Here is a 12,549-nt window from a genome sequence, read left to right as displayed (position 1 = left end):
CGTTTTTTTTTGACTTTTTCAAGCACTTTTAGTAAAACGTTTGCATAATTTTTAAAAATTTTCTCCATCAAAAAAGAGACCAAGTGGCCTCTTCAAAACTTATCCTTCTTTTTTTCTACTACGGAGTGACAATCCAGCTGCGCCTAAAGCGCTGATAACTCCTGCAACTGTGAGAAGAGCATTAGAAGCTTGACCCGTATGCGGCAAGACTGACGCACCACTCTTACTTCCCTTGTTTTTAAGCTGATCTAGCTGGGTGACCTTAGCTAATGAAGACTGCTCTTGTACTGATTTGGCCCCATCAACTGCTGGCAAAATACCGCTAGTTACTTGGTAAGCAGGTAAAGCATCAGCTACTGCCGCGTCAGCAGCATTGACACCGCCGGTAAATTCCGGAAGAGCCGCCATCTGAGGAGCGCTGTCTGGATGTGCACTCCTGACTGATGGCTGAACGCCAGCATCATAGGCGTTGTTTTCTGTTATAGTTGGATCAGAATCATTGACGCCTCCTGTAAATTCAGGCCGTGTTACTGTTGCCGCTTCTGAATCACTAACATTGCCACTGAATTCTGCTTGTGCAGTTGCCTGGGGAGCTGTATCGGGATGAGTTCCAACCCCATGGCTAGATAAATCATACTCTGACTCTGTCGCTGTTATCGGCTCAGAATCATTGACGCCCCCTGTAAATTCAGGCCGTGTTACTGTTGCTGCTTCTGAATCATTAACATTGCCACTGAATTCTGCTTGTGCAGACGCCTGCGGAGCTGTATCGGGATGAGTTCCAACTTCATGGCTAGACAAATCATATTCCGACGCCGTTGCTGTTGCTGGCTCAGAGTCGCTGACTCCTCCACTAAATTCTTGCCTATCTTCCTGTGGTGAATCACTTGGAATAGAAGAAGCTGTCTCAGCTTTAGCAGTATTCTTGACAATCGCTTCTAGATTTTCAAGAGCTTTTGTCTGCTCAGCAGCAATCTGTTCCTGCAGCTTCTCTGCTTTTTCAGCACTGTCTACACTATCATCTAGCTGCGCAATCGCATCTGTCACCGTCTTTAATACTGCTCGAATCTTTTCTTTAGCTTGCTTTTTATCTAGTTCTGAAAGTGTTTGGTGATGTTCAATTGCTTCAATCTGCTTGTCGACTTCTTCTTCAAGCTCATCTAAAACCAAATCTTTGCCAACTGGATGAATCGTGTCCAAGCTAGCAATTCCAGCTTCCTCAATTCTCTCTAGTTCCTCTTCAGTATCAGCCTTTTCAAGCGCTCTTTTCGCATCTGCTAGAGTTGCTTCCGCTTCAGCTTTAGCTGTAGCCCGTTCTGCATCTGACAGATTCGGGTTGCTCCGTAAGTCTGCTAGCTTATCAGACAGAGCAAGATCTAGTTTCAGCCCAGTCGTAACTTTCAGCAAACCTTGCTTCTCTGCCGCTACCTGTTCTTGAATTTTTTCGGCATCATCAGGACTTTCAACCCAAGCATTATAAGCTGCAATTGCTTTTTGAGCTATGGCTGCTGCATCTTCAATTTTCTTTTTAGCTGCAGTTTTTTCCTCAGCAGAAAGACTTTGACTCTTCTCAACAGCCTCGATAGTAGCTGTTTTTTCTTCCTGAATTTCTTTTAAGAACTGCTCTTTGCCAATGGGGTGAATCTTAGCTAAGTGGGCTATGGCTGTTTCTTTTGCCCGGTCATAGACTTCCTGAGAATCTGCTCCTTCAATAGCCTTCTTGGCCGCTTCCACCACCTGCTCTATCTCGCCTCTAACTGCTTTCTTTTCTGCTTCTGAAAGATTAGGATTTGCTTCCAAGTCAGCTAATTTGGCAGCCAGAGTGAAATCTACGGTTGAACTTGCTATAAATTTGAAAAACTTATCTTCCTCGGTTACTGCCTGCTCTTGAATCACTTCCGCCTGCTCTGCTGTTGCTGCATTAACATCTAATTTCTGAATTGCATCCTCTGCTTCTGCAGCCTTCTTCCTTACAGACTCTTGGAAGCTTTTCTTTTGCTCCTCAGGCAGTAAATCGCTACTATCTACAAGTTTGTCAAACTCTGCTTTTCCATTTTGGATTTCATCTAGAAGCAAATCTTTGCCGACTGGATTGATAGAGTTGATGTCTGCCAATCCATCTTCCTTAGCTTGATCAATCCTTTCTTTATCCTCAGCTGCAGCAATTTCATTCTGAGCCTTTGCAGCTGTTTGATTGACTTCCTCCTTAGCTGCTGCAAGCTCCTCAGCTGACAAATTTGGATTATTCCCAAGATCTGTCACTTTCTCAGCCAGAAACGTGCCTACTTCTGTATTAGCAGCCTCCCTGACCGTTGTCAAATCCTGATTTACTGGCGATGCAGCGACCGGAGTCTCTACTGCATTTGCCACTGGCCGCTCCTCAGCTGCCGCCACCATACTGTGACCTAAAAACAGAGCACAAATAAGGACTGAACCAACACCTAAAACTGACTTCCGAATAGAATATCGCAAAACTTTTTCTGTTCTTTTCATTTTATTCTCCTCTGAACATAGTTTATTATCCTGATCAGTAACCCTTAATAAAAAGTCCAGTAAAACCTCCCATAAATCTTTCAGATTAGGTAATCTTTAAACTACACTTTCTATTTGACTTCTGATAAGATTTTTTATTATTTTATCATATTAACTTGTTAAAATAAAAGAATTATCGGCTTGATTTATGTACATTTTTGTGAAATCGTCCAGTTTTTAAACAGACATGATGTCCAGAAATTAAACTAAAAATTTTTCCATTTAACAATGTGTAAACTTTTTTAGTAAAAATTCCGGGCTATTTTCTAGCTTATTTCAGACAGAAAAAGTAAAATGGTATAGGAGGGATAAAATTATGGCTCTTAATACACGAGATAGGATTTTAGATGCATTTTTTGAATTAGCAGATAAACAGCCAGACAGGTCGCGTTTTACCTTTACAGAAATCGCTAAAGAAGCCGGCTTGTCCAGACAGGCTATTTACAAACGACACTTTAATAACACTACTGAAATTATCGAATACATTCGCCAAGATATGGTAAAGCAAGCCTTTGCTCCCAACTGGAATAGCAACAATGCTGAAGCGGACTTAGATCCTTTCACTTTTTTGGCTCAAACGATTCTTCCCGCTATTTATGAGCAACGCCAACGCATTAAAATATTATATACTAGTTCTGTCGATCCCTTGTGGAGCGATTTTATTACTGCCAGTTACAAGGACTGGATCGAGCAGAATTTAAATCTTGACCACCAAAAATTAGGTATTCCTGAAGACCTGGCCAATCAACTGCTGGCCGGCTGGATTAGTTCTCTTATCGAGAATTGGATCACTCAGGATGACCCCGTTCCTTGCAAGCAGTTCTCTAAGACATTTCTCAATCTTGTATCTTCACCCCTAACCAGCTTTGCTGCTTATGATAGTCCAGCTGGTCCTTCAAATAAAATTGTTATCGCATAACCAACCTGAAGAAAAACAGAGAAATGACAGAACCGGTCCTTGTAAGGGAAGACTGGTTTTTTAATATTTTTATATTAAATTTTAAAAATAATTGGACATTTCCTCTATAAAGTGTTATCATTTTAGTTGACAAGCGGTAAACTATTTTGTTGGAATTTGCGCTGTTTTTAGACAAACCAGCAAGAACTTAATAAAAAAGAAGGAAGGTACTTATGCCCCAAGATACTCGAGACAAAGTCGTTAATGCCTTAATTGAGCTGGCAGAGCAAAATCCTGAAAAGTCTTATTTTACTTTTTCAGAGATTGCAAAACAAGCTGGTCTATCGCGCCAGGCTATCTATAAAAAGCATTTTAGTAATGTTGAAGACATTATCCAATACATCCGCCAGACAATTATGACTCCGTTTTTGCCCCTGTATGAAAGCTACGAAGAAGGAAATGGAGAAAATCCGTTCTGCTTCTTTGCCCAACATATGATTCCTACCCTTTATGAACATAGGAAATGGATGAAGGTGCTCTATACTACGGCTATCGATCCTTTCTGGAGTGACTATCTATCTACCTTCTTCACTCAGTGGGTCGTGCAAAATTTAGAAATTGACTCTAAAAAATTGGGAATTCCAAAAGAAATGGCTACGGAAATTGTTGTTAGATGGATTAACTCCCTCATTGAAATTTGGATTATCAAAGAAGATCCTATGCCAGCAGAGGATTTCGCCAAGCTCTTCCTGAATGTGATTTCAACCCCTATGGATCAGTTTATAACACCTCACAGTGAATCCTAATTCAACTCAAAATTATGAAGCCCGCCTAATTTAGGCAGGCTTTTTTTGTCTGTAAAATTTCTTACTCTCCCAAAGAAAAGAGAGCAGATAGTCTTCTGCTCTCATCAATATATAAGCTATAAAATTAAACACCAAGCTTCATTTAATCTACTCGATAATAGAAGCTACCTTGTTCGTCAAAGCTATTCAGGCCAACCCCTGTCCAGATTCTATCTTGACCAGCATCGGAGTTGTCTGTAAAGTTTTCCTTGTCTGCGACCTTAACTCCCTTTGGAAGAAACTCAATCAGAAAACCTCCGCTTTCTCCGCCGTAGACACCACCAGCAGCAGTGCCATAGTCTGTCAGAGAAGCTCCGTACAATTCATAAACACTTGAAACCAAGCCCTTGTCATCAAAAACAAGCTGGCTGCCAGAAGCATCCTGCCAGGTTCCTTTAACGCTGGCATAATTGCCATTTGCAAGTGCTGAAATGTCCATCGCTTCCTTCTTTTCCTTGGTTTTTTCTGTGCTCGCACTCTCTGAGCTAGCGCTGCTAGCTGCTGAAGATGCTGCTGCAGTTGATTGACTGGATGCCTGCTCCACAGAACTTGTTACCGAGCCAGTACTGCTAGTAGACGTTTCTGATTGATTCGTAGCACTGCCCTTTGAGCAAGCTGTCATAGCTAATAAAGCAGCTCCTGCTAGTAAAAAAGGTAAAGCTTTTTTCTTCATTTTTCTCCTCTTTCTCACGGTAAGATAAATCATGTGATTAGTAACATTATAGATTATTTTATCGCTTTTTACAAGAAGAATTCTAGCAGCTGGGCGGGCGCAAAGCTACTGACTTTATTCATTCAGCTTCTGCCACATCCAGAACCCTGTAGATTGTTTTTGCCAGAGCTGCTTCATAATCAGATGCACCGCAAGGCTTATCAGTCGTGACTTGGGCTGTCTGCTGTTCTAAGTCCACAACCACATCTGACACTCCCTCCATAGACAGGAAGTGCTGGGTGACGTGTTTGACACAATTTTGACAAGATAAATTTTCTAACTGAACTGTTTGTTTCATAGATTCATTCCTCCGTATATTCCTTCATTTTAAAGCGTCCTAGACGCAGTGCATTGACGACAACTGATACTGAACTCAAGCTCATGGCCAGACCAGCCAGCATAGGATTGAGCAAGGGACCGCCGAAAAGATGCAATAGCCCCATAGCAATCGGGATGCCCAGTGTATTGTAGGCAAAAGCCCAGAAAAGATTTTCCTTGATATTGCGGATAGTCGCCTGGCTGAGCTTGATAGCCTTGACCACATCCTGCAAATCACTATGCATGAGCACTACATCTGCCGACTCAATAGCTACATCAGCGCCTGATCCGATGGCAATTCCCACATCTGCCTGAACCAGAGCCGGTGCGTCATTGATACCGTCTCCGACCATAGCCAGTTTTTTCCCAGCTTCCTGTAAGTTCTTGATAGCAGTGGCCTTACCATCTGGCAATACACCTGCGATGACTTTTTGGATTCCAGCTTTCTGGGCAATAGCTGTCGCTGTTTCCTCACGATCCCCTGTCAGCATGGTAACTTCCAGCCCCATAGACTGGAGCTCCTGCACCGCCTTCAGACTGCTAGACTTCATCTCATCTGCTACCGCTAAAATACCTGTCAGCTGTCCATCTATTGCGACAAACATGGCTGTCTTCCCTTCCTTGGACAGCTCTAACAACTGTTCTTGAAAGGCACTGCTGTCAATGCTCTTTTCTTTCATCAAGCTTTCATTTCCCACCAGAAGCTGTCTGCCCTCAACCTGAGCTGATAAGCCTCGTCCAATTACGGCCTTAAAATGACTTACAGGCAGTAGGTCAAGCCCCTCCTCTTCAGCAGCTTCTAAGATAGCCTGAGCCAAAGGATGCTCAGAATGCTGCTCAGCACTGGCTATTAGCTGCAACAAGTCAGACCGATTAAAATCACTCAAAGATAACAAATCTGTCAGACTAGGCCTACCAACCGTAATCGTCCCAGTCTTATCAAGAACAATAGTATCCAGCTGATAAGCTGCTTCCAAAGCTTGCCCAGACTTAATCAGAATTCCATTTTCAGCCCCTTTACCAGTCCCAACCATAATAGCTGTTGGAGTGGCTAATCCCAGCGCACAAGGGCAGGCAATGACCAGAACTGCGATAAAGATTGACAGGGAAAAGCTAAGACTCTCACCAGCTAGAAAATACCAGCCAAGCGCGGACAAAGTAGCCAAGCTTAGCACGATTGGGACAAAATAGAGCGAAATCTTATCGGCCAAAGCCGCTATCGGAGCCTTAGACCCCTGCGCTTCCTCCACCAATCTAACAATCTGAGCTAAGGTTGTATCCGAACCCACCCTAGTTGCTTGATAGTCAATACTACCATTTTGATTGATCGTTGCACTAGTAATAGTGTCACCAACTTTCTTTTCAATCGGGACACTTTCTCCAGTCATCATGGACTCATCCACAAAGGTCTGCCCCTCCGTCACAAGGCCATCTACTGGCATACGCTCCCCTGGCTTGATACGGATAATGTCTCCAACTCGGATATCCTCTGTATCAATGGTCACAGCCTCACCATAGCGAATCACTGTCGCCTGACTAGGTACCAGCTCAAGCAGAGATTGAATCGCTTGAGACGTCTTCCCCTTAGCTGAACTTTCCAGATATTTACCCAGAAGAACTAAGGCAATAATCACTGCAACAGACTCAAAATAAAGCTGATGAACAAAGGGATGATGACCTAGAAAAACCTGACTGACTGAGTAGAGGCTGTAGAAAAATGCTGCGCTGGTCCCCACCGCAATCAAACTATCCATATTGGGATGTTGCTTGATAAGATTGCGAAATCCTCTCTGATAGAAGCCACGACCAATCCACACAGCAGGCAGAGTTAAAAGTAGTTGTGACAGAACGAAGACCAAGGGATGCGCCATATGGTCCAAGAAGCTAGGCAGAGGAAGACCGACCATACTGCCCATAGAGATATAAAGCAAGGGCAGAGCCGTAAGCAAAAGAATTAGTAATTGTTGTTTCTTTTTCCGCAATTCCTGAGCTTTAATCTCAGCTTCTTCGCTTACATCAGACGGTCGGTCTTTTCCTTTTTCTTCTGCCTGATAACCAGCCTCAGCTACAGCATCCAGCACTTGCTGGCTATCAAATCCCGCCTTAGGAAGCAAACTGAGACGTTCTGTCGCCAGATTGACACTGACATCCTCGACCGTTTCCAAGTCCTTGACCGCCATCTCCACCGTCATAGCACAGGCAGCGCAGGTCATACCAGAGAGTTTGTATTCTTTCTTCTCGCTCATCAATGCGCCTCCTTTCCGTGCCCGCAACGACACTGACCTTGCGGACAGTGGCATTTGATTTCCAGCGGAGCCGAAGCTCTTTTTTTGTCTATAACCTGACTGAGCCGCTCCAAATCCCCCTGACTAAACTGATTGCCCTCAATCATTGAAATCAAAAGATCTCCATGTTTAGTATTACAGATATTGTCAAAAAGAGCCTGCCAAGTACTTTCCAGATGGTCCGCTTCTAAAATCCGAGCATCGTAGTAAAACTTGCCCTCGATTTTTTCCATAGCGATAAATTCTTTGGTTTTCAGACGATTCAAAAGGGTCTTGATTGTCGCCGGTTTCCAGGAAAAATCGGCTTCCAACCGCGCTATAATTTCTGTACTGCGACTGTGTGGATAGGCCCACAACACACGCATCACTTGCCATTCTGCTTGGCTAATATTTTGCTGTTCCATTGTTTAACACTCCCTTATCATTTACATTTGTAATCTAACACTATATTAGTTTACATTTGTAATCGTAATTTGTCAAGTGTTTTTATCGTCATTTCCTGATATGCAAAAAAAAAGAAGGCGGGATAGTCCCGTCTTCTTACTTTATTTATATTAGTGCGCCAACATCTCTTGGGCAATTTCTTGACCGGTCAACTTACTTGGATAGTAGGTTGGCCAGTTTTCCAGCTCGTCAAAGAGTGCCTCCTGGCTTTCGCCACCATAGAAGATATGGAAGTGAGCCGCCTTGGTCGGTGCAATGTTGTGGTCGCTAAACTGAACATACTTGTACTCCCCAGCATCCTCGTCTGTCGCTTCAAACATGAAGCGAACTCCACGATTTCCCTTAGAGTAAGTCAGAGTGTGCTTGCCAACGTATTTATAAGTATACTTCTTGGATTTTCCATCTACCACAAATTCCATAGTCTTGTCTGTGATATTGATATTGGAAACATCTGTCTTGTAGCCCTTGTCATAGTAGTCCTTGTATTCAGCTGCTGTCATTTTCCCAGTCAGCTTAGCCTTGTAGTCAAAGACTTGGTCCAAGGTCCCGTCTTTCAGATAAGGGTAAACAGACTGCCACTCGCCAGCATAGTCAGACAAGGTCCGATCCTTGACGGCACTGTCTTCAAAGTAGCCGTTTTGCACTGTCTTATCGTCTTCTTCTTTCTCGGCTGCAATCTCCGCTCCCTCTTGGTCAGTTGTCTTCTTGAGAGCCTTTAGATTGGCCTGCATGATAGAAACATAGTCTGCCCCATCCTTGGTCTGCTCTTCAGTCAAGCTTTCCAGCGGATTCAAGACATCAAGTTCTACCCCTGTTTCCTTAGCCAATGTAGAAGCCAGAGCCTGAGAAGCATTCTCTTCAAAGTAGATATACTTGATATTATTTTTCTTGATATACTCGGTCAATTCAGCCAAGCGTGAAGCGGATGGCTCACTGTCTGGTGAAAGGCCAGAAATTGGAACTTGCTTCAAGCCATAGTCCAATGCCAGATAGTTAAAGGCTGCGTGCTGAGTAACAAAGCTCTTTTGCTTGGCATTGGCCAACCCATCCTCATATTCCTTATCCAAGGCTTCCAGCTTCTTGATATAAGCCGCTGCATTTTTCTCAAAAGCAGCTTTCTTGTCAGGATAAGACTTGCTCAGGCTATCACGGATGTGCTCCACCATTTTAATAGCCCGCTTCGGAGATAACCAAACATGGGGATCATAGGCATGATGATGTCCCTCTTCCCCATGGTCGTGGTCTTCTTCCTCTTCACCGCCAGGCAGCAAGAGCATGTCTCCTGTCGCCTTGATAACCGTTTCTTCCTTATTTTTCAAAGTTTTTAACAGATCAGGAACCCAAGTCTCCATGTTTTCATTTTCATAGACAAAGGCATCTGCATCCTGAATCGTCGCAACTGCCTTAGCTGAAGGCTCATAATCATGCGGCTCTGTACCTGCCCCGATTAGAAGTTCAACATTGGCCTCATCTCCAGCCACCTGCTTGGTAAACTCATAAACAGGATAAAAAGTCGTGACAATATTGAGCTTGCCATCTGCATTTTTTTGATTGGAACAAGCTACTAAGAAAATACTCAGTAAACCTGCTAATAGTAAGCTAATTTTTTTCATTTTCTGCTCCTATTTCATAAATTTTTTGACCAGATTGACCAGCAAGAACAAGCCGACGAAGATAATCGTAATGCTGGCACTAGCTGGCGTCTCTGCATAGTAAGAAATATAAAGTCCGGCAATCATACCAAAGAAACCAATGGCATTTGCCAGCAAAATGACCGATTTGAAATTTTTCCCAATCCGCAGGGCAATACTGGCCGGCAAGACCATAATGGTCGAAACTAGCAAGGCTCCCGCAGCTGGAATCATGAGGGCAATCGCAACACCCGTCACGATATTAAAGAGAATGGACATGGTCTGCACAGGCAGCCCATCGACAAAGGCCGTATCCTCATCAAAGGTCAAGATGTACATGGGGCGAATAAAGAGGAAGGTCAAGACAAGCACCACAGCAGCAATAACAAAGAGAGAAATCACCTGCTCCCTACTGATAGTCACAATGGAGCCAAACAGATACTGATCCAGACTCATCGAGCTAGAACTCTTACCCTTACTCATAACAATCAAGGAAATAGCTAAGCCGGTTGACATAAGAATGGCTGTCCCGATTTCCATGAAATTCTTATAGATAGTTCTCAGGTACTCTAAAAAGACTGCTGCGACAATGACGACAAGCACAGTTGTGAGAGTGGGCGATAGTCCAAGAACCAAACCAAAAGCTACACCTGCCAATGAAACGTGACTGAGCGTGTCACTCATAAGACTCTGCCGCCGTAAAATCAGGAAGGTCCCTAGAATCGGTGAGAAGAGGCTCATGGCAATAACGGCCAAAAAGGCTCGTTGCATAAAATCATAGGAAAATAGATTAAGCATGGCTCACCTCCTGTCCATTGTCGCTTTCATGCACATTGAAACAGCGCCAAGGTGAGTCCTGATTACGGACCAGATGAATGTTGCGGTCAGCATATTTACGAACTTCTTCCGGATCGTGTGTAATCATCAAGACAGCCTTCCCATGCTTGTGAGCACTATGGTGCATGAGCTTGTAAAATTCATCCTTGCTGCCTGCATCCATCCCTGTTGTCGGCTCATCAAGGACAAAAATATCCGGATCCGAAGCAAACATCCGAGCAATTACAGCCCTCTGCTTTTGCCCGCCAGAAAGAGAACCAATCCTCTTATCCCGATGTTCCCACATTCCAACCGACTCCAGACTTGCCTTGATATGCTCCTCATCATGCTCATTCAAACGACGAAACCAACCCTTACGTGGAAAACGTCCCGACTTGACAAACTCATATACCGTACTAGGAAAACCTGCATTAAAACTAGCAATCTGCTGAGGTAGATATGCAATCCGCAGTTTCTTGCCTCGCGCATTGGTCTTGGAAATCTTAACTTCCCCATGCTTAGGCTGCAAAATACCCAAACTAGCCTTGATAAGCGTCGTCTTAGCAGCTCCATTTTCCCCCGTCAAAGTTACAAACTCACCACTGTCTAGAAAATAATGAATATGCTCTAGCACAGGCTCCTTGTCATAGTAAAAGGAAAGATTATCAACTGTGATATATCTCATTTGCCGATCTCTCCCACTAAGGCTTCCAAAAACTTCGCAATTGTCGCCTGTTCACTAGCAGAAAACTGCTCAGCCAATTTTTGATACGTCTCCAAAGTATGCGCGTGATGATGCTGGTGTTCCTTTGCAATCGGCTGCGCTAAGTCAGTCAAACGGTAAAAGGTAACCCGTGCATCTCTTTTATCTTTAAAGGCTTGCAGCATCTCTTGCCGAACCAAAGATTTCACAGCCTTGGTCACAGCAGCTTGACTCACATTCAGTTTTTTTGCCAAATCAGAATTTGTCAAGGATTCCTCAGACAAAAGCATCAAAATATGCTCTTGCGTATTGGTTAAAGGAACATCACTCGTGCAAGAACCAATCAGAATCTCATGCTGATTTTCTGCTTTCAAAATAACTTCATTTAAAAATTGATCGATCTTCTGCGCTAAATGAGTCATTTCTTCCCTCCTTCTCTTAACCAGTTAAAGCTTTACTGGTTAATTATACCACAAAAAAGAAAAGAGTCAAGAATTTTCAGTAAAAGTAAGATGCTTTTCACTAAAAATATTTAATCATACAATTAGATACTTAAGCTCTAAATAAAACTCAATCAGAGAATAAAAAAGAACAAAGCGAGCTGATTCATATTAGCATTCTAGATTCTATAAAAAATTTGATAGTGAATCCATTACATTAGTTGAGTGTGGATTTACAAGTAAAATCATGAGTCAATCTTCCGCATTACCTTACAAATAATTACTAAAGAGAAAACAAAAAAACGAAGTAAAAATACTCCGCTAAACTTAAGCTATACCGGCGGCCGGGGTCGAACCGGCACGTCCGTGAGGACACTGGATTTTGAGTCCAGCGCGTCTGCCAATTCCGCCACGCCGGCTCAAGTTTTTAACTGGGGTAGCTGGATTCGAACCAACGCATGAGGGAGTCAAAGTCCCTTGCCTTACCGCTTGGCGATACCCCAATAATATTAAATAGGCGAGTGATGGGGATCGAACCCACGCATGCCAGAGCCACAATCTGGTGTGTTAACCACTTCACCACACCCGCCATACTTAAACACGGGCAGTAGGAATTGAACCCACACTGAAGGTTTTGGAGACCTTAGTTCTACCTTTAAACTATGCCCGTAAAGGTTATGGAAGGGGAGGGATTCGAACCCCCGAACCCGAAGGAGCGGATTTACAGTCCGCCGCGTTTAGCCTCTTCGCTACCCTTCCGATTATAAAATTATGGCGCGAGACGGAATCGAACCGCCGACACATGGAGCTTCAATCCATTGCTCTACCAACTGAGCTACCGAGCCAACTATTGCGGGAGCAGGATTTGAACCTACGACCTTCGGGTTATGAGCCCGACGAGCTACCTAGCTGCTCCATCCCGCGT

The 12,549-nt window shown here is 43.6% G+C and carries 11 protein-coding genes and 7 tRNA genes; 2 read left to right on the top strand and 16 right to left on the bottom strand.

Translation table 11 applies throughout. The features are described from left to right. Positions 1 to 99: 99 nt before the first annotated feature. Positions 100 to 2,493: an SIALI-17 repeat-containing surface protein gene (locus K1I94_RS05820; protein ID WP_223314723.1), complete on the bottom strand. Its 2,394-nt coding sequence runs from the start codon at positions 2,491 to 2,493 to the stop codon at positions 100 to 102. 355 nt (positions 2,494 to 2,848) lie between these two features. On the opposite strand from K1I94_RS05820, the gene K1I94_RS05815 reads away from it, so the two are divergent. Both K1I94_RS05815 and K1I94_RS05810 read left to right on the top strand, forming a co-directional pair. Then, the gene (locus K1I94_RS05815; RefSeq protein WP_002896831.1) at positions 2,849 to 3,451 is read left to right on the top strand and encodes a TetR/AcrR family transcriptional regulator; all 603 of its coding nucleotides are present in this window, start codon (positions 2,849 to 2,851) and stop codon (positions 3,449 to 3,451) included. Between the two features lie 212 nt (positions 3,452 to 3,663). After that, positions 3,664 to 4,236 (top strand): TetR/AcrR family transcriptional regulator, encoded by a 573-nt coding sequence (locus tag K1I94_RS05810; RefSeq protein WP_002896832.1) that lies wholly within the window; start codon positions 3,664 to 3,666, stop codon positions 4,234 to 4,236. A 142-nt stretch (positions 4,237 to 4,378) separates the two neighbouring features. On the opposite strand, the gene K1I94_RS05805 is transcribed toward K1I94_RS05810, so the two are convergent. The 15 genes from K1I94_RS05805 to K1I94_RS05735 form a co-directional block, all read right to left on the bottom strand. Further along, complete coding sequence (locus tag K1I94_RS05805; protein ID WP_223314722.1) at positions 4,379 to 4,981, bottom strand: DUF6287 domain-containing protein; 603 nt, start codon at positions 4,979 to 4,981, stop codon at positions 4,379 to 4,381. Between the two features lie 85 nt (positions 4,982 to 5,066). Beyond that, positions 5,067 to 5,285 (bottom strand): heavy-metal-associated domain-containing protein, encoded by a 219-nt coding sequence (locus K1I94_RS05800; protein WP_223314721.1) that lies wholly within the window; start codon positions 5,283 to 5,285, stop codon positions 5,067 to 5,069. Positions 5,286 to 5,289: 4 nt separating this feature from the next. Then, complete coding sequence (locus tag K1I94_RS05795; protein WP_223314720.1) at positions 5,290 to 7,551, bottom strand: heavy metal translocating P-type ATPase; 2,262 nt, start codon at positions 7,549 to 7,551, stop codon at positions 5,290 to 5,292. Beyond that, complete coding sequence (locus K1I94_RS05790; RefSeq protein ID WP_002898703.1) at positions 7,551 to 7,994, bottom strand: CopY/TcrY family copper transport repressor; 444 nt, start codon at positions 7,992 to 7,994, stop codon at positions 7,551 to 7,553. The genes K1I94_RS05795 and K1I94_RS05790 overlap by 1 nt, the downstream gene beginning before the upstream one ends. Before the next feature lie 150 nt (positions 7,995 to 8,144). Continuing rightward, positions 8,145 to 9,647, bottom strand: coding sequence for a zinc ABC transporter substrate-binding protein AdcA (locus K1I94_RS05785; protein WP_223314719.1), 1,503 nt, complete (start codon positions 9,645 to 9,647; stop codon positions 8,145 to 8,147). A gap of 9 nt (positions 9,648 to 9,656) precedes the next feature. Continuing rightward, complete coding sequence (locus K1I94_RS05780) at positions 9,657 to 10,463, bottom strand: metal ABC transporter permease (RefSeq protein WP_223314718.1); 807 nt, start codon at positions 10,461 to 10,463, stop codon at positions 9,657 to 9,659. Further along, positions 10,456 to 11,166: a metal ABC transporter ATP-binding protein gene (locus tag K1I94_RS05775; protein WP_223314717.1), complete on the bottom strand. Its 711-nt coding sequence runs from the start codon at positions 11,164 to 11,166 to the stop codon at positions 10,456 to 10,458. The genes K1I94_RS05780 and K1I94_RS05775 overlap by 8 nt, the downstream gene beginning before the upstream one ends. After that, the gene (locus tag K1I94_RS05770) at positions 11,163 to 11,606 is read right to left on the bottom strand and encodes a zinc-dependent MarR family transcriptional regulator (protein ID WP_002898714.1); all 444 of its coding nucleotides are present in this window, start codon (positions 11,604 to 11,606) and stop codon (positions 11,163 to 11,165) included. The genes K1I94_RS05775 and K1I94_RS05770 overlap by 4 nt, the downstream gene beginning before the upstream one ends. A gap of 353 nt (positions 11,607 to 11,959) precedes the next feature. Further along, positions 11,960 to 12,043, bottom strand: a tRNA-Leu gene (locus K1I94_RS05765). A 12-nt stretch (positions 12,044 to 12,055) separates the two neighbouring features. Next, positions 12,056 to 12,127, bottom strand: a tRNA-Gln gene (locus K1I94_RS05760). A 13-nt stretch (positions 12,128 to 12,140) separates the two neighbouring features. Further along, positions 12,141 to 12,213 (bottom strand) — tRNA-His (locus K1I94_RS05755). A 10-nt stretch (positions 12,214 to 12,223) separates the two neighbouring features. Continuing rightward, positions 12,224 to 12,294: transfer RNA gene (locus K1I94_RS05750), tRNA-Trp, on the bottom strand. 8 nt (positions 12,295 to 12,302) lie between these two features. Continuing rightward, positions 12,303 to 12,383, bottom strand: a tRNA-Tyr gene (locus K1I94_RS05745). Between the two features lie 13 nt (positions 12,384 to 12,396). Continuing rightward, positions 12,397 to 12,469: transfer RNA gene (locus tag K1I94_RS05740), tRNA-Phe, on the bottom strand. 5 nt (positions 12,470 to 12,474) lie between these two features. Then, a tRNA-Met gene (locus K1I94_RS05735) sits at positions 12,475 to 12,548 on the bottom strand. Position 12,549 lies beyond the last annotated feature (1 nt).

The sequence above is a fragment of the Streptococcus sanguinis genome (genome assembly GCF_019929145.1).
GTDB lineage: Bacteria > Bacillota > Bacilli > Lactobacillales > Streptococcaceae > Streptococcus > Streptococcus sanguinis_U.
The sequence above is the reverse complement of the archived record's forward strand: the minus strand, read 5'-3'. Positions and strand labels throughout refer to the sequence as shown.